At 73.1% G+C, this 17,196-nt stretch carries 12 protein-coding genes; 6 read left to right on the top strand and 6 right to left on the bottom strand.

Annotation, left to right across the window (positions count from 1 at the left end):
- Positions 1-45: 45 nt before the first annotated feature.
- Positions 46-1,284, bottom strand: a complete 1,239-nt coding sequence (gene serB, locus LN042_RS14210; protein ID WP_230051551.1) for a phosphoserine phosphatase SerB — start codon at positions 1,282-1,284, stop codon at positions 46-48.
- A 259-nt stretch (positions 1,285-1,543) separates the two neighbouring features.
- On the opposite strand from serB, the gene LN042_RS14205 reads away from it, so the two are divergent.
- Together LN042_RS14205 and LN042_RS14200 are read left to right on the top strand one after the other, a co-directional pair.
- Complete coding sequence (locus LN042_RS14205; RefSeq protein WP_230051550.1) at positions 1,544-4,174, top strand: FHA domain-containing protein; 2,631 nt, start codon at positions 1,544-1,546, stop codon at positions 4,172-4,174.
- An 89-nt stretch (positions 4,175-4,263) separates the two neighbouring features.
- Positions 4,264-5,793, top strand: coding sequence for a helix-turn-helix domain-containing protein (locus LN042_RS14200; protein ID WP_230051549.1), 1,530 nt, complete (start codon positions 4,264-4,266; stop codon positions 5,791-5,793).
- A 28-nt stretch (positions 5,794-5,821) separates the two neighbouring features.
- Here LN042_RS14200 and LN042_RS14195 read toward each other — a convergent pair whose 3' ends face one another.
- The 4 genes from LN042_RS14195 to LN042_RS14180 all read right to left on the bottom strand — a co-directional run bounded on the left by LN042_RS14195 (position 5,822) and on the right by LN042_RS14180 (position 9,660).
- On the bottom strand, positions 5,822-6,571 hold the full coding sequence (locus tag LN042_RS14195) for a TetR/AcrR family transcriptional regulator (RefSeq protein ID WP_230051548.1): 750 nt from the start codon (positions 6,569-6,571) through the stop codon (positions 5,822-5,824).
- A 108-nt stretch (positions 6,572-6,679) separates the two neighbouring features.
- A complete protein-coding gene (locus tag LN042_RS14190) occupies positions 6,680-8,221 on the bottom strand; it encodes an MFS transporter (RefSeq protein WP_230051547.1) in 1,542 nt (513 codons plus the stop codon).
- A 159-nt stretch (positions 8,222-8,380) separates the two neighbouring features.
- Positions 8,381-8,911 (bottom strand): GNAT family N-acetyltransferase, encoded by a 531-nt coding sequence (locus LN042_RS14185; protein WP_230051546.1) that lies wholly within the window; start codon positions 8,909-8,911, stop codon positions 8,381-8,383.
- Between the two features lie 233 nt (positions 8,912-9,144).
- Positions 9,145-9,660 carry a DUF1990 domain-containing protein gene (locus LN042_RS14180; protein WP_230051670.1) on the bottom strand — a complete coding sequence of 172 codons (516 nt, stop codon included), beginning with the start codon at positions 9,658-9,660 and terminating at the stop codon, positions 9,145-9,147.
- Positions 9,661-9,905: 245 nt separating this feature from the next.
- Between LN042_RS14180 and LN042_RS14175 the strand changes: the two genes are divergently transcribed.
- The 3 genes from LN042_RS14175 (at position 9,906) to LN042_RS14165 (ending at position 11,944) form a co-directional block, all read left to right on the top strand.
- On the top strand, positions 9,906-10,442 hold the full coding sequence (locus tag LN042_RS14175; protein WP_230051545.1) for an RBBP9/YdeN family alpha/beta hydrolase: 537 nt from the start codon (positions 9,906-9,908) through the stop codon (positions 10,440-10,442).
- A gap of 316 nt (positions 10,443-10,758) precedes the next feature.
- Positions 10,759-11,118 (top strand): hypothetical protein, encoded by a 360-nt coding sequence (locus LN042_RS14170; protein ID WP_230051544.1) that lies wholly within the window; start codon positions 10,759-10,761, stop codon positions 11,116-11,118.
- A gap of 247 nt (positions 11,119-11,365) precedes the next feature.
- Positions 11,366-11,944 (top strand): sigma-70 family RNA polymerase sigma factor, encoded by a 579-nt coding sequence (locus LN042_RS14165; protein WP_230051543.1) that lies wholly within the window; start codon positions 11,366-11,368, stop codon positions 11,942-11,944.
- A 27-nt stretch (positions 11,945-11,971) separates the two neighbouring features.
- Here the strand turns inward: LN042_RS14165 and LN042_RS14160 are convergent, their stop codons facing one another.
- Complete coding sequence (locus LN042_RS14160; RefSeq protein ID WP_230051542.1) at positions 11,972-14,800, bottom strand: AfsR/SARP family transcriptional regulator; 2,829 nt, start codon at positions 14,798-14,800, stop codon at positions 11,972-11,974.
- Positions 14,801-15,099: 299 nt separating this feature from the next.
- Between LN042_RS14160 and LN042_RS14155 the strand changes: the two genes are divergently transcribed.
- Positions 15,100-17,196: AfsR/SARP family transcriptional regulator (locus LN042_RS14155; protein WP_283843726.1), on the top strand; the 2,097-nt coding region annotated here is incomplete at its 3' end.

Here is a 17,196-nt window from a genome sequence, read left to right as displayed (position 1 = left end):
CCATAGCGCGGGCCGGGCAGGTCGAGCCCGGCCCGCGGGGGCGGTTCACTCCTCCGGAGTGCCGTGGAGGTCGGCGGCCTCGACTTCCTCGCGGGTGATGCCGAGCAGGTAGAGGACGGTGTCCAGGAAGGGGAAGTTGACCGCGGTGTCGGCGGCTTCGCGGACGACCGGCTTGGCGTTGAAGGCGACGCCGAGGCCGGCGGTGTTGAGCATGTCGAGGTCGTTGGCGCCGTCGCCGATGGCCACCGTCTGGGCGAGCGGGACGCGGGCCCGGTCGGCGAAGCGGGTGAGCCAGCGGGCCTTGCCGGCGCGGTCGACGATCTCGCCGCTGACCCTGCCGGTGAACTTGCCGTCCACCACCTCCAGGGTGTTGGCGGCGGCGTAGTCCAGGCCGAGCAGCTCCACCAGGTAGTCGGTGACCTGGGTGAACCCGCCGGAGACGATGCCCACCTGGTAGCCGAGCCGCTGCAGGGTGCGGATCAGGGTGCGGGCCCCCGGGGTGAGGCGCACCTCGGAGCGGACCTTGTCCACCACCGAGACGTCCAGCCCGGCCAGCAACTCGACCCGGGCCCGCAGCGACTCGGCGAAGTCCAGCTCGCCGCGCATCGCGGCGGCCGTCACCTCGGCCACCTCGGCCTCGCAGCCGGCGTGGGCGGCGAAGAGCTCGATCACCTCGTCCTGGATCAGGGTGGAGTCCACGTCCATCACCACCAGGCGCTTGGCCCGCCGCTCCAGCCCGGCCGCGACCACCGCGACGTCCACCCGCTGGGCCGCCGCCTCCAGGGCCACCGCCGGGCGGAGCAGTTCGGTGGCCACGCCGGAGACGGCCAGCTCGACCGCGGTGACCGGGTACTTGGCGAGCCGGAAGATCCGGTCGATGTTGCCGCCGCACTCGGTGATCCGGGAGGTGACCGCCGAGACGGCCGCCGCGGTGAGCGGGTGGCCGAGCACCGTGACGTGCGAACGCCCTTCGGCGCGCGGCCGGTTGTCGCCGGTGCCGGAGATGATCTCGGCCTGCAGCCGGTGGTCCTCGGCCCAGCGGTGCACGGTCGCGCGCAGCGCACCCTCGACCCCCGGGCCGATCTTGGCCGGCGGGGTGACCAGGGCGCAGAGCGTTATCCGGCCACGGGTGACGACCTGTTCGATGTCGATCACGTCGACCTCGAAGCCGGCAAGGGTGGCGAAGAGGCCGGTGGTGATGCCCGGGCGGTCCTTGCCGAAGACCTTGACCAGCAGGGTGCGCTCGTCGTCGGCGGTCCGGGGCTGCGGTGGTGTGCTGTCCATGGTGCTGCCCACGCTACCTGGCGGAGCCGGTACCGCCAGAGGTCGTCCGGCTCGTGGACGCGCACCGTTCACCTGCCCGGCACCGCCCGTCACCGGGCTGCCTTGAGAACGTTGCCAGCGGGTCACAGTCCGTGGGGCCGACTTTTCGCTGTCCGGGCCGAGCTGGAATGATTACCCCCCGTCAGACGCGATATTCCTCACCCTCCCCGATCCACACGGGGATGCCATCGGGGGACCGAGAGAGCGGGGCAGGCGGACAGTGCCGCAACTCGTACTAGAAGTCAACGGACAGCACCGGACGCTGGAACCGGGACAGTCCTACACCATCGGCCGGGACCCGCAGGCGGACTTCCCGTTCGATGACGCCAGGGTGTCATGGCGGCACGCCACCATCTCGTTCAACGGCGCCGCTTGGCAGCTGGAGGACCACGGCAGCACCAACGGCACCTGGCTCGGCGGCGGGCGGACCCTGCACGCCCAGCTGGCGCCCGGCACCGTGCTCAACCTGGGCAACGCCGAGAACGGACCCCGGCTGGTCTTCTCCGCACCGGTGGCGCAGCCCGTGGCCCAGCCGGTCGGGCAGCCCGCCGGGCAGCCGCCGGTGCACGAGGCGGACACCTACCGGCACACCCCGCCGGCCCAGCCGATGGGCTACCAGCGGCAGGGTGCCATCCCGCAGCAGCAGGGCTACCAGCAGCAGGCCGGCTACCCCCAGCAGGCCGGCTACCCGCAGCAGGCCGGCTACCCGCAGCAGCAGGGCTACCCGCAGCACGGGGGCGTTCCGCAGCAGCAGGCGCCGCAGCCCCAGCAGCAGCCGTACCCGGGGGTCCACCAGGACTTCGGCCACGGCGTCAGCGGCGGCCCGGTCGGCTACATCAGCGAGCGCAACCCCACCATGATCCGGAACCTGACCGCCGCGATGCGGATCGTGCGGATCGGTCGTGCCCTGGACAACGACATCGTCGTCTCCGACCTCCAGGTCTCCCGGCACCACGCCGAGCTGCGCCAGCTCGCCGACGGCCGCTACGAGATCGTCGACCTCGGCTCGCACAACGGCATCTACGTCAACGGCCAGCAGGTGCAGCGTCAGCTGCTCGGCCCGCAGGACCGCCTGACGGTCGGCCACTCGTCGTTCCAACTGGTCGGCGACCAGCTGCAGGAGTTCATCGACAACGGCCCGGTCTCCTTCTCCGCGCACCACCTGACCGTCGAGGTCGAGCACAAGGGCGCCAAGAAGGTGCTGCTCAACGACGTCAGCTTCGGTGTTCCGGAGAAGTCGCTGGTCGCGGTGATCGGCCCGTCCGGCTCCGGCAAGTCGACCCTGCTGCGGGCGCTGACCGGCTACCGTCCGGCCGACCGCGGCGAGGTGCTCTACGACGGCCGCAACCTCTACAAGCAGTTCGCCGAGCTGCGCCAGCGCATCGGCCTGGTGCCGCAGTCGGAGATCCTGCACAAGGAGCTGACGGTCCGCACCGGTCTGAAGTACGCGGCCCGGCTGCGCTTCCCCGGTGACACCGAGCCGTCCGAGCGCCAGCGCCGGATCGACGAGGTGCTCTACGAGCTGCGCCTGGACAAGCGCGCCGAGAACCGCATCACGGCACTCTCCGGTGGCCAGCAGAAGCGCGTCTCGGTCGCCTTGGAACTGCTCACCAAGCCCTCGCTGATCTTCCTGGACGAGCCCACCTCGGGCCTCGACCCGGGCATGGACCGCGAGGTCATGCAGATGCTGCGGACCCTGGCCGACGACGGCCGCACCATCCTGGTGGTGACCCACTCGGTGGCCGAACTCGCGCTCTGTGACCGCCTGTTGGTGATGGCGCCGGGTGGTTCGGTGGCCTACTTCGGGCCGCCGGACGAGGCGCTGCACTTCTTCGGCTACGAGACCTGGGCGGACGTCTTCCAGGCGTTCGAGAACTACCCGGACCACGACTGGGCCGGCCGCTACAAGGGCTCGGTGCACTACCAGCAGTACTCGGCGGACGTCGACGCGGTGGCGGTGCAGCACGCGCCGGCCAACCAGCAGCCGGTGCTGCCGCCCAAGCCGCAGAGCTGGGGTTCGCAGTTGTGGACGCTGATCCGCCGCTACCTGTCGGTGATCGCCTCCGACAAGGGCTTCATGGCGCTGTCGGTGGTGCTGCCCGCGGTGCTCGGTGTGGTCTCCATCGTGGTCCCGGCCACCTTCGGCCTGCGGGCCAACCCGCACGGGACCAACAACGCGGCCGGCACCATCATGCTGGTGCTGGCGATCGGGGCCTGCTTCTCCGGGGCGGCCAACTCGGTCCGTGAGCTGATCAAGGAACGGGCGATCTACGAACGGGAACGGGCGACCGGCCTGTCCCGGAGCGCGTACCTGATGTCGAAGATCATCGTGCTCGGCTTCTTCAGCCTGCTGCAGGGCACGATCATCGCCGCGGTCGGCTTCTCCACCCGCAAGCTGCCCACATCGGGCCTGATCTTCTCCGGTGCGCCGGCCGTCGAGATGGCGATCGGCATCGTCCTGCTGTCGTTCGCCTCGATGATGTTCGGCCTGGTGATCTCGGCGCTGGTGAAGACGGCGGAGAAGACCATGCCGCTGCTGGTGATGTTCGCCATCATCCAGGTGGTCTTCACCGGCTGCCTCTTCCAGCTCTTCGACAAGGCCGGCCTGGCGCAGCTGTCCTGGATCATGCCGGCCCGCTGGGGCGTCGCCACGGTCGGCACCACGCTGGACCTCGGCCACATGATGATCCTCGACCCCAACCACGTGAGCGAGCACGACGCCCTGTGGAAGCACAGCGCGCTGCAGTGGTCGATCGACGCGGGCATGCTGGTGGTGCTCTCGGTGCTGCTGGCCCTCCTGGTCCAGCGACTGCTGCGCCGTCACGAGCCCGAGGTCATGCAGAAGGGCTGACCCGGCCTCACCAGGCATGTTGCGGGCGGCATCCCCTGAAGGGGGTGCCGCCCTTAGTCATATCTCATACGTGAGATATCGTCTCGCCCATGGCAGATGACTACCTCGCGCGCATCGGCAAGCTCATCCGGGACGCCCGCAAGCACCGCGGCTGGACCCAGGCGGAACTCGGCACGGCCCTCGGCACCAGCCAGAGCGCCGTCAACCGGATCGAGAACGGCGGGCAGAACATCAGCCTTGAGATGATCGCCCGGATCAGCGAGGCGCTGGACAGCGAGATCGTCTCGCTCGGCTACGCCGGACCGATGCACCTGCGGGTGGTCGGCGGGCGGCAGCTCTCCGGCAGCATCGACGTCAAGACCAGCAAGAACGCCTGCGTCGCGCTGCTCTGCGCCTCACTGCTGACCACCGGTCGCACCACGCTGCGCCGGGTGGCCCGGATCGAGGAGGTCTACCGCCTGCTGGAGGTGCTGAGCAGCATCGGGGTGAAGACCCGCTGGATCAACGACGGCGCCGATCTGGAGATCACCCCGCCCGCCGAGCTCGACCTGGCCGCCATGGACCAGACCGCGGCCCGCCGCACCCGCTCGGTGCTGATGTTCCTCGGCCCGCTGATGCACCGGGTGGACCGCTTCAAGCTCCCCTACGCCGGCGGCTGCGACCTCGGCACCCGCACCGTCGAGCCGCACATGGCCGCGCTGCGCCGGTTCGGCCTGGAGGTCACCGCCACCACCGGCGTCTACCACGCCGAGGTGGACCGCAGCGTCAGCCCCGACCGTCCGATCGTGCTGACCGAGCGCGGCGACACCGTGACCGAGAACGCGCTGCTGGCCGCGGCGCGGCATGACGGTGTGTCGGTGATCCGCAACGCCAGCCCCAACTACATGGTCCAGGACCTCTGCTTCTTCCTGGAGAAGCTGGGCGTGCGGATCGAGGGCATCGGCACCACCACGCTCATCGTGCACGGCCTGCCCGAGATCACCTGCGACGTGGACTACGCGCCCAGCGAGGACCCGGTGGAGGCGATGAGCCTGCTGGCCGCCGCCGTGGTCACCGGCTCCGAACTGACGGTCCGCCGGGCGCCCGTGGAGTTCCTGGAGATCGAGCTCGCGGTGCTGGAGGAGATGGGCCTCGACTACGACCGCGGCCCCGAGTACTTCGCCGACAACGGCCGCACCCGGCTGGTCGACCTGACGGTCCGCCCGTCCAAGCTGCGCTCGCCGATCGACAAGATCCACCCGATGCCGTTCCCCGGCATCAACATCGACAACGTGCCGTTCTTCGCCGCCATCGCGGCAACCGCCCAGGGCTCCACGCTGATCCACGACTGGGTCTACGACAACCGGGCCATCTACCTGACCGAACTGACCCGGCTGGGCGCCAACGTGCAGCTGATGGACCCGCACCGGGTGCTGGTGGAGGGCCCGACCCGCTGGCGGGCGGCCGAGATGGTGTGCCCGCCGGCGCTGCGCCCGGCCGTGGTGGTGCTGCTGGCGATGCTGGCCACCGAGGGCACCTCGGTGCTGCGCAACGTCTACGTGATCAACCGCGGTTACGAGGACCTGGCCGACCGGCTCAACTCGGTCGGCGCCCAGATCGAGACCTTCCGCGACATCTAGGCCCGCGCGGCGGGGCCGCGGTCGGCCGCTACTCCTCGGGGAGCGCGGCGACCGCGGCCTCGATGCCGGCCAGCGCCATCTCCAGCCCCTGGTCGAACTGGCGGTTGCGGGCGGCGGAGAAGCCCTGGCGCCGGCCGTAGCCGAGTTGCTCCTCCCACTCGGTGAAGCGGGAGTCGTGGTCCGCCAGCATGTCCTGCATCTTCCGGTAGACGGTGTCCTCGTCGTCCTGCTGCTGCCGGACCCGCCGGGCCCACATGGACTCGGCCAGGGCGACCCCGTAGGCGTACTGGAAGACCAGCGCCACGGCGCCGGCCAGGGCGTCGCCGGTCAGCCCGGTGCCGGCGAGCGCGGACATCGCGCTGCTGGACATCAGCATCGCGTTCGGACCGACCGACAGGTAGCGGCCGAGCAGTTCGGCGGCCCACGGGTGCTCCAGGTAGCACCTGCGGTACTCATGGGCCATCACGTACAGGTGCCGGCGCCAGTCGCCGTGGTCCTCCAGCGGCGGCACCCGCATGGTGCCGAAGGCCGCGTCCAGGGCGAGTTCGAGCAGGTCGTCCTTGCTGTCCACGTACCAGTAGACCGACATCGGGGTGACGTCGAGCTCGGCCGCCAGCCTGCGCATCGAGAACGCGTCGACCCCCTCGCCGTCCAGCAGTGCCACCGCGGTGCCGATGATCCGCTCCCGGCTCAGCCCGGTCGGCGCGGAACCCCGCTTCTTCCGCTTGGGCGGGGTGAGCCAGACGCTCATGGCGGGGTCACGGGGCTTGTCTGCCATGCCTGCTGCCTCTGTCCTTCGGGGTTCGTGCGGGGTCTACCGGGATGACGGCACGGCCGACCGCGGGTCAGCGGACGGCCGTGCCGTGATAGTAGATCGTCGCAGGACTCAGCCGGGCTGGACCACCGGCCGGTCGCTCGGGGGCTGTTCGGCCGGGGCGGCGGGCAGCGGCGGTTCGTGCCGGCTCGCCCGCTGGATCAGCCAGCCCGCCAGCAGGCCACCCACCAGCACCGCCACCGCGCCGATCAGCTGGCTGCCGGTCAGGCTGTCCCCGAAGGCGGAGCGCACCTGGTGCTCGCCGGCCGGACCGGCGGCGGCCAGCGCCTGCGGCAGCGAACGACCCACCGAGGACGGCAGACCGGCCGGCAGCTCTCCGGTGAACCCGGCGGTGAGCACCGCGCCGAGCACCGCGACGCCGAGCGAGTTGCCCAACTCGCTGAGCGTGCCCATCAGTCCGGAGCCGACGCCGGCCTTCTCCGGCGGGATCGACGACATGATCGAACCGGCCATCGCGGGCTGCGAACACGCCGCGCCGGCGCCGATCAGCACCAGGCCGAGCAGGATGCCCGGGTAGGAGCCGTGCCGGCCGAGCTCGGCGATCGAGGCCAGACCGGCGGCCAGCAGGCCGAGCCCAAGCGCGATCGCCAGCCCCGGCTTCATCTTGGCGGTCAGCCGCATGCCGGTGCCGGTGAGGTTGAGCGCCACCACGGTCAGCGCCATCGGCGCCGTCCGCAGGCCGGCGTTCAGCGGACCGTAGCCGAGCACGAACTGCAGGTGCTGGGTGAGCAGGAAGAGCGAGCCGCCCATGCCGAAGCTGACCAGGACACCGCCGGAGACCGCGCCGCGGAACTTGCCGTTGCGGAAGAACTCCAGGTCGAGCAGCGGGTGTTCGATCCGGCTCTCGCAGAGTGCGAAGGCCGCCAGCAGCAGCAGGCCGAGGCCGCCGGAGACCAGGGTGCGGGCCGAGGTCCAGCCGGCCTCCGGACCCTGGATGATGGCGAACACCACGCCGACCATGCCGGCCGTGGAGAGCAGCACGCCGAGGACGTCGGGCCGGGCACCGCGCGGGTCCTTGGACTCCGGCACCAGCCGGGCGACCGCGATCAGGCCGAGCACCACCACCGGCAGGTTGACCGTGAAGCAGGCGCCCCACCAGAAGTACTTCAGCAGCACACCGCCGATCACCGGGCCGACCGCGAAGCCCAGCATGGCCACGGCGGACCAGGCCGCGATCGCCTTGGGCTGCTCCTGCGCGTCGAAGGTGCGCACCACGATGGCCAGGCTGGTGGCCAGCAGCAGGCTGCCGCCGACGCCCATGCCGGCCCGGGCGGCGATCAGCTGCGCCGGGTCGGAGGCGAGTGAGGCGCCCAGCGAGCCGAGCCCGAACAGGGCCAGTCCGATCAGCTGCACCTTCTTGCGGCCGTACCGGTCGGCCATGCCGCCGGCGGCGATCAGCAGGCCGGCCTGGGCCAGCGAGTAGGCGCCGATCACCCACTGGAGCTGCCCGGTGTCGGCGTGCAGACCGGTGGCCAGCGACGGCAGCGCGACGTTGAGGATGGTGTTGTCCAGGACGACGACCAGCTGCACCAGGCAGATGACGGCTAGCACCAGCCAGCGGTCCGGCCGGCGTGTTACGGCGTTTTCTGACATGGCTGAGCCCCCGGCTTGATTCCGCGCACGGCAGTGCCGCCGCACGCTCTTGTACGGTGTAGAAGTGTTCTACACCGTACAAGTGAAGGTGAGTGGGCGCCAGTCCTTTCTGACCCTCAGTCAGCTAGCGGTTGTTTGTCGACACCACCTGGCCTGGCATCAACGGCTGTCCTGCTGGGCGAGGTTGACGCGCCAATCGTTGCTGAGCATGAAACGGCCGGGCGGGTACTCGAACTCGGTCTCGCCGATCAGGGTGAACCCGGCCCGGCGGCAGACCGCGTTGGAGGCCGGGTTGTCGACCGAGGGGAAGGCGTGCAGCCAGGTGTGCCGCCCGGTGGCCGCCGCGTGCTCGGCGGCCAGCCGTGCCGCGACGGCGGCGATGCCGCGCCCCTGGAACGGGGGCAGCACGTTCCAGCCCATCTCGAAGACCTGCTCGCCGTGCCAGCGGCGGGAGTGGTAGCCGACGCTGCCCGCCTTGGCGCCCTCCGGGCCCGTGACGATGCGGAACATCTGCCCGGTGCCGAGGTGAGGGAACTCCAAGTAGCGCTGGTGGCGCACCAGCAGCGCCTCCGGACCCTCCGGACCGCCGACGTGCTTGCGCATCTCCTCGGTGTTGATCAGTTGGAGCAGGCCGAGGTCCTCCTCGGCCCAGGGCTCGATGCGGACGTCCGCTGCGGCGGCAGGTGTCATGGGTGCTTCCTCCGGGGATCGGCGGTGGTCTGCGACCCTAGCCGGTGGCAGGGGAGCCGGCAGGCGAAATACCGATGGCTGGGGTCCGCCAGGGGTGGCGGCCGCGGTGGGGCGGCGGTCGCCCCTCGCTGCTTGCCGTTTGCCGCTCGCCGCTCGCGCCTTCGCCGAAGCCTCACTGTCGGCCGGCCGGCTCGACCCGGCCGAGCTCGTCGGCAAGGTGCGGGCCGGGCGGGTCAGTTCCCCGGGCGCGGTCTGCTGACCAGTCGCCGCAGCACGCGCCCGCACCGGCGGGCATAGGCGCGTTGGAAGACGGGCACCAGGGGCCCCAGCGCGCGGGTGTACCAGAGGGCGGGGCGGCTGAACGCGGTCACCGTGAACCAGACCCGCCCGTCGGCCGCGAGTTCCACCAGGAACGCCTCCTCCCCGCACTCGGGATGTCCGGCCAGCGTCCCGTACGCGAACCCGGCCCGCCGCTCGTCCGCCACGGCCCACACCACCTGGCAGGGCGCGCTGATCGGCCCCAGTCGCACCGTCACCCGCACCCCCGGCGCCGCCCGGCCGTCGCTCGCGCTCACCCCGACCCCTACCGCCCGGTGCATCGACCACCCGAGCACCGAGTCGCCGGCGGCCGCGAACACCGCCCGCCCTGTGCCGAGTTGGCAGCGCTCCAGCAGGTGGCGGTAGCCATCCGGGAGCTCACCGGACCTGGTGGCCCCCACCCCGGGGTAGCCGAGCGCCGCCCCGCTCATCGGCGCGGCGCGGGGGCCGCGCGGTGCTTGTGCGGGGCGGCCGGCCCAGCGGAGTCGAACGTCGACGCTCGCGGCCACTTGATCGATCGATGCATGCGGGTGTCCTCGGGTGCGCCGAAGCTCTTGCCGACGCGAGAGTAGCGCAGGGCGGGCGCTGTGCTGAGACCGCTCCCGGCAAGATCATCGGCGCAGGCGCCGGCGGCTAGACTCCGCTGCGTTCGCCGACCCGACAGGAGTAGCCCGCCATGAGTGCACAGCCGCGTTTCCTCGTCCTGCCCGGCTACGAGGGTTCCGGGCCCCAGCACTGGCAGAGCCACTGGGAGGCCGCCGACCCGGCGTTCCAGCGGGTTGAGCAGGCGGACTGGGACCACCCGCGGCTTGGGGAGTGGGTCGACGTCCTGGACGCGGCGGTGGCCGCCCAGGAGCAGCCGGTGGTGCTGGTCGCGCACAGCCTCGGCTGCATCCTGGTGGCGCACTGGGCGGCGCGGCGGGCCGGGGCGGCGGTCGCGGGGGCGTTCCTGGTGGCCCCGGCGGACATCGAGGGCGCGGGCGTGGCCGAGCTGGCGGGCTTCTGCCCGATCCCGTTGAAGCCGCTGCCGTTCCCGGCCCTGGTGGTCGCCAGCTCCGACGACCCGTGGTGCTCGCTCGACCGGTCCCGCCGGTTCGCCGACGCATGGGGCGCCCGGCTCGTCGTGGCCGGCGCCCACGGTCACCTCAACTCGGCGTCGGAGCTGGGGGACTGGGAGTACGGCCGGGAGCTGCTCGGCCGGCTGCTCGACTGAGCCCGGGGCGCGCCGGCCAAGCGCCAGGGCAGTCGGGGCGGGCGTCGCGGCGCCGCAGGGTTCCCACGGCTGCGCCGCGCCCGTCGGCCGGTGGCTCAGCCCGCCGGCCTCCGCCGCCAGGGCGGCGAGCTCCCGGTCAGGCGTTCCGGGGCTGCTCGCCCCGGCCGGTCGTTCGGCTCCGGCCCACGGCTCCCGGGCGGGACGCGTCCACGTGCCGGGGAGGTGGAGAATCGGCAGCTGAACCCGGTTGCCACCCGGTACCGTCCCTAGGTATGGCACGCAGAGCTCGCTGCCGGTACGTGGAGAGAGGGAGCGGATGTCCGACGACGGGTCGTCACCCGAGGTGCGGCGGCTGATCGCGGACTGGCTGCTGGAGCCGCCGCCGGTGCTGCCCGGCGTGCCCGCGCTGGAGGTTCCCCAGGCGCCGGCCGCCGAGGTGATCGCCGCGGCACGCCGGCTGGTGGCCGGCTGTGCGACGGCCGACCGGCCCCGCCCCACCCCGTCGACCGCGCTGCTCCCACTGGCGGCGGCGCTGGTGGTCGACGAGCACCCGTCGGTGCGGAACTGGTCCCGAGCGGAACGCGCGGAGCTGCTCGACTGGGTGGCCGTGCTGATCGAGCAGCACGGCGAGGAGGGGGTTCAGGAGCTGGTCCGGCAGCTGGCGAGCGCGGCCTGACGACACCGCCAAAGCCGCGCGCGGCTGCCGCGGACCGCCGATGTCGCGCGGCTGCCGCGGGCTGACGACGCCCGCCAATGCCGCGCACGGCTGCCGCCCCGCTCGCATTGGTCCGTTCTTGGTGTCACGTTGGCGCGGCTCGGCAGGGTGGCGTCGGCGAGGTCGGGGTCTCCCCTCCCGATCTCGCCGTGGCCGCCCACACGGCCTGCCCGAGCAGCAGACCCGCCTGGACCGAAGAGGTAAGTGCGTGACCAACCGAACTGCCGCCCCGCTCCCGCCCCCGTCGGCGCGTCCCACCCTCGACCAGGAGACCCTGGCCGAGCTCTACCGCCTGCACGGCGGCTACCTGCTGCGCGCGCTGCTGCGGGTGACCAACGGCGACCGCGGAAAGGCCGAGGACATCCTGCAGGAGACCCTGCTGCGGGCCTGGCAGCATCCGGAGTCGATCTCGCGCGGTGCGGCGCTGAGCCGGCCGTGGCTCTTCACGGTGGCCCGCCGGATCGCCATCGACCACTTCCGGATGGCGGCCGCCCGGGCCCAGGAGGTGGCGGGCGAGATGCTGGAGGACCGCCCGCTGCCGGACGACCCGTACGAGGGGGTGCTGGCCGCCCGGGACATCGAGGTGGCCCTGGGAAGCCTGCAGCCGCACCACCGTGAGGTCCTGGTGGAGCTGCACCTGAAGGACCGCTCGGTGGCGGAGACCGCCGAGCGCCTCGGGGTGCCGCCGGGCACCGTCAAGTCCCGCAACTTCTACGCGATCCGGGCGCTGCGGCCGGTGTTGGCGACCCACCTCGAGTACGCGCTGACGCCGCTCCCGGCGGCCTGAACCCTGCCCTGCGGGCCTGCGCTCCCGTCAACTCTCCAGCGACTGCTCGACCTTGGCCAGCAGGTCGGTGACCGCGGCGGCCAGGTGGCCGTGCGAGCGGTGCAGCAGGATGGCGGAGCGCAGATGTTCGGCGGCTTCCGCCTCCCGGCCCAGCCCCAGCAGGAAGTTGGCGTAGGACTGCTCGGCGATCGCGTGCAGGTGCAGGAAGCCGGCCTCCCGGCAGGTGGTCAGCAGCCGGATCCAAGCCCGCTCGGAGCCCTCCTGGCAGCCGAGCGCCTGGAGCGACTGCGCCTCGGTCATCAGCGACCAGGCGTGGATGGTGGCGGCCGGATGGTCGGTGAGCAGGGTCCGGGCCTCGCGGACCCGGGCCAGCGCGGTGGTCGGGTCGCCGGCCATCGCGGACACCGCGCCGGCATAGCTCAGCACCGAGGCGAGCTGCTCGGTGCGGTCGCCGCGCCGAGCCAGTTCCAGTGCCCGGTCGACGAGTTGCTCGGCCTCGGCGGTGTTGCCCAGCACCACCTCGGCCAGCGCCAGGGTGGTTCGGGCGCGGGCGTGCGGAAAGCCGTCCGCGGCGCTGGTGCGGTTCATCGCGACGGTGCTCAACTCGACGGCCTCGGTGATCCGTTCGACGCCGATCAGGGCGTTGGCGATGGTGGACTCCAGCATCGAGACGGCCCACTGCGGGCCGGTCCGCTCGGCGGCCCGCAGGCCGGAGCGCAGGCAGCTGAGCCAGTCGATCAGCCGGCTCGCCGCGTAGTAGAGCCCGCTCGCCTGCAGGGCCAACCGCCAGGCCCGCTCCGGATCCTGGTCGGCGGCGGTCGCCACCAGCGCCCGGATGGTGGGCTCTTCGGCGATGAACCAGGTCACCGCCGCCCGGGCGTCGGCGGGTTGCGGAAGTGCCTGCGGCGGATGGGCCCGGTGGCCGTAGGCGTCCTGCCCCGGGTCCACGTGGTCGCCGCTGTGCCGGACCGCCTCCTGGTAGTAGTCCAGCAGCCGTTCGGTGCTGCGCCGGCGCACCTGGTCCGGCTGGTCGGCGAAGAGCTCCATGCCGAACAGCCTGATCAGGTCGTGCCGACTGTAACGGCCCGGGGTGCTCTCGCTCAGCAGGTGGTAGGCGGCCAGCTCGCCGAGCGCGCCGCGGGCGGTCGGCAGATCGGTGCCCAGCAGTGCCGCGCCGGCATAGGCGTCCACCTCGCGGCCCGGATGGGCGGCCAGCAGGGTGAGCAACTGGCCAGCGGTCAAGGAGAGGTGACGGTAAGTCAGCCAGAGCGCGGTGCGGATGCTCACCGCGCCGTGGGTGTCCAGGGTGAGCAACCGGGTGCGCTCGTCGGAGAGTTCGGTGACCAGGTCGGCGATCGTCCAGTTGGGGCGGGCGGCCAGCCGGGAGGCGGCGATCCGCAGGGCGAGCGGCAACTGGTCGCAGAGCGCGGTCAATCGCCGGGCGGCCGGCTCCTCGGCACGCACCCGCTCCGGCGTCAGGCTGCGCTCCAGCAGCCGCAGCGCGTCGTCACCGGGCAGGGCGGTGAGCCGCAGCAGCGCGGCGCCCTCGGTGACCACCAGGTCCTCCAGGGTGTTGCGGCTGGTCACCACGGCGGCGCCGGCCGCTCCGGCCGGCAGCAACTCCGCCACCTGCTCGGCGCTGCGGGCGTTGTCCAGCACCACCAGCAGACGGCGCGACTCGGTGGCGGCCCGGTACTGCGCCGCCCGGCCCGGTCCGTCCTGCGCGATCGCCGCCTCCGGCACCCCGAGCGCCTTGAGGAACTGGCCCAGCACCTCCACCGGGTCCACCGGCCCGGCGGGGTCGAAGCCGCGCAGATCGACGAAGAGCTGGCCGTCCGGGAATCCGTCGGCGACGGCGTGCGCCCAGCGGATCACCGTGGCGCTCTTGCCGGCCCCGGCCGGGCCGACCACCAGGGCCAGGCCGTCGCCGGTGCGCCCGGGACCGCACTCGCGGTCCAGCCACTCGGACTCGGCGCAGCGCCCCACGAACCCGGCCGGCTGCCGGGGCAACTGGCGCGGCACGGCGGGGGCCGGAACCTCGGCCGCTGACGGGCCGTCGGCGGCCGGCTGCGCAGCTCCCGCCTCCGAGGGCGGCCGGCGGCGCTGCTCGGGCACCCGGCCGTCGGCCGGCCCGCCGCCGAGCACCTCGGCCAGCGCCGCCTGCAACTGCGCCCCCGGTACCACCCCCAGCTCCGCGGCCAGCCGCTCCCTGGCGTGGTGGTAGACCGCCAAGGCGTCCGAAAGCCGCCCCGCCTGCTGGAGCGCACGCATCAGCAGCGCCACCACCGGCTCGCGCAGCCCGTTCGCCCGCACGCTCTGCTCCAGCGCGGGAATCGCCACCGCCGCACTGCCCAGGCGCAGCCGCCGCTCGGCCCAGGCGGTCAGTACCGTGGTCCGGGCCGCGTCCAACTGGCCCACCAGGGCCCGGCGGAGCTCGGTGTCCGGCAGATCGGCCAGCGCCGCCCCGCCCCACAGGCCGAGCGCCTGTTCGAGCAGCGACACCGCGGCGGCGTCGTCGGACTCCTCGCCGGCGGTCGCGGCCAGCGCCTCGAACTGCCGCACGTCGATCAGCTCGGCACCGCCGGTCAGCAGGTACCCGGGGGCGCGGGTGCGCAACTCGAACGGCGAACCGGCCAGCACCTTGCGCAGCGCCGCGACATGGCCCTGCAGCGCCGCCCTGGCCCGGGCCGGCGGCTCGTCGCCCCAGAGCAGCTCGAAGAACCTCTCGACCGGCACCACGCGCTCGGACCGCAGGGCGAGCAGCGCCAGCACCGCACGCCGCTGGGCGCCGGCCAGCTCGGCCGACCCCCCGTCCGCGGTCCGCAGCTCCACCGGTCCAAGGAGCCGGATCCCCATATGTTCCCCACCTTGCGCATGTCCCGGTGCCGGGCTGCTTCGTCCGAGCAGTGTAGACCGGCCCAGGATGCCCACCACAGGTGATCTGAACGGTCTGGTTTACGCCTGGACCTGCGGTGATGCGGTTCCAGTCATCCCCGGCAGATGATTTCGGGCGCTCGCGGCCGTATTCTTCCGTCCGGTCACCGCGGGGTGCCGTGGCAACCGATCGGCACCGACGGCCCGTCCTCCTCGTCGGCGTGGTGGTGTCGTGACGCCGTGACGGCTTCCCGTGGCCGGTTCTCGTGGCGGAGGTGCGGATGCGGATCAACCTGCTGGGACCGGTCGCCGTGCAGACCGACGACGGCACGGCGGTCACCCCGAGCGCGCCCAAGCGCCGGGCCGTGCTGAGCACCCTCGCCCTGGAACTCGGCCGCACCGTGCCGACCACCCGGCTGCTCGACACCGTCTGGGAGGGCAACCCGCCACCCACCGCACGAGCAGCACTGCACGGACACATCACCGCGCTGCGCCGACTGCTCGACCACCGCCTGACCCTGACCACCACGGACGTCGGCTACCGGCTCGACGGCGACCCCGACCAGCTCGACGTGCACCGCTTCGAACAGTGCTGCGCCCGCGCCTGCGCCGCCGGCACCGACAGTGACGCCGCCCTGCCGCAGCTGCACCGGGCACTCGAACTGTGGCGCGGGCCGGCGCTGGTCGACTGCGGCTCCGAACTGCTGCGCAGCACCGAGGCGCCGCGCCTGGTCGAGCTGTGGACACGGGCGCTGCAGGGGCTCGGTGAGCACCTCTGCCGGCTCGGCCGGGGAACCGAGGCGATCGACGAGCTCGACAGCGCACTGGCCGCCGACCCGACCAGGGAGCAGCTCGCCGCGCAGCTGATGGACTGCCTGGTGCAGGCCGGACGCCGGGAGGAGGCGCTGACGGTGCATCGGCGGACCGTCGCGCGACTGGCCGTCGAGCTGGGCGCCACCCCCGGCCCAGTGCTCCGCGCCGCCCACCAGCGGCTCACCGCCGGGGACGCCGCCCCACCGCGGCCGGCCGCCGGTGAGCTGCGCGCCGCGCCGCGCCCGGACGCCGCCCAGCCGCCCAGGGTCTCCCAACTCCCGCGCCGCAACCGACGCTTCGCCGGCCGGGCAGCGGAGCTCAGCAAGCTCGACGCGGCCATCGCCGACGCCGCGGGCACCGGCCCCGCGAGTGCCGCGGGCCCGGCGGGCGCTGCGACCGGGCGCACCGAGCGACACCCGGTGCTGGTCACCGGGCCGGCCGGGGTCGGCAAGACCAGCCTGGTGCTGCACTGGGCGCACCAGGTGGCGGAGCGGTTCCCGGACGGCCTGCTCTACGCCGACCTGCGCGGCTTCGACGAGACCGAACCCCGCGACCCGGCCGAGGTGCTGGCCGGGTTCCTCACCGCCCTCGGGATGCCCGAGGAGGAGCTGCCGGCAGCCCTGGACGACCGGTCCTGCCGCTACCGCCGACTGCTGGCCGGACGTCAGCTCCTGGTGGTGCTCGACAACGCCCGCGACTACGCCCAGCTCGCCCCGCTGCTGCCCGCCGCCGACGACACCCCGGTCACCGTGATCACCAGCCGCAACCGGCTCGGCGACCTGCTGGTCCAGGCCGGCGCGGTCCCGCTGCCGCTCGACGTGCTGCCGCTCACCGAGGCGCTCGACCTGCTGCGCCGGGCCCTCGACCCCCAGCGGATCGACGCCGAACCGCAGGCCGCCGCCGAGATCGCCGAGCGCTGCGACCGGCTGCCGCTGGCCCTGCGGCTGGCCGCCGCGCGGCTGGCCGCCCGGCCCGACTGGTCGCTGCGCCACCTGGCCGAGGAGATCTCCGACGAGCAGTCACGGCTCGCCGCGCTGAGCACCGCCGGTGGCGGGTCACTCGGCATCGCGACCACCCTCAACCTCACCCGGCGCGCCCTGGAGGCCCCTGCCGAGCGGTTCTTCGGCTACCTGGGGCTGCATCCGGGCGCGGTGATCGACCCGCACGCCGCCGCCGTGCTCGCCGACGTCCGGCTCACCGAGGCCCGCGCCCTGCTGTCCCAGCTGGACGCCGCCCACCTGGTCGAGGAGACCGCCCCGGGGCTGTTCGCCCGGCACGACCTGGTCCGCCTCTACAGCGCCAACCTGGCCGCCGAACTCGGCTGCGACCAGCGGGAGGCGGCGATGGACCGGATGCTCGACCACTACCTGGCCGCGACCGCAGCCGCCTGCGCGGGCCTGCGCATCGCCAATGTCCTCACCACCCACCCCGAACCGGTGCCCACACCCGACGCCGCTCCCGCCACCGCTCCGGCCGGCGCTCCGGCCACCGCTCCGGCTGGCGGGTCCGACGGTGGGCAGGTCGCGGCGGTCGGCCCCGCTGCCCCGGGGGCCGTCGTGCCCACG

Origin of the sequence: Kitasatospora humi, assembly GCF_020907985.1 — a bacterium.
Classification (GTDB): Bacteria; Actinomycetota; Actinomycetes; order Streptomycetales; family Streptomycetaceae; genus Kitasatospora; species Kitasatospora humi.
Note: the sequence above shows the minus strand (reverse complement) of the source record. Positions and strands in the feature narration are given on the sequence as shown.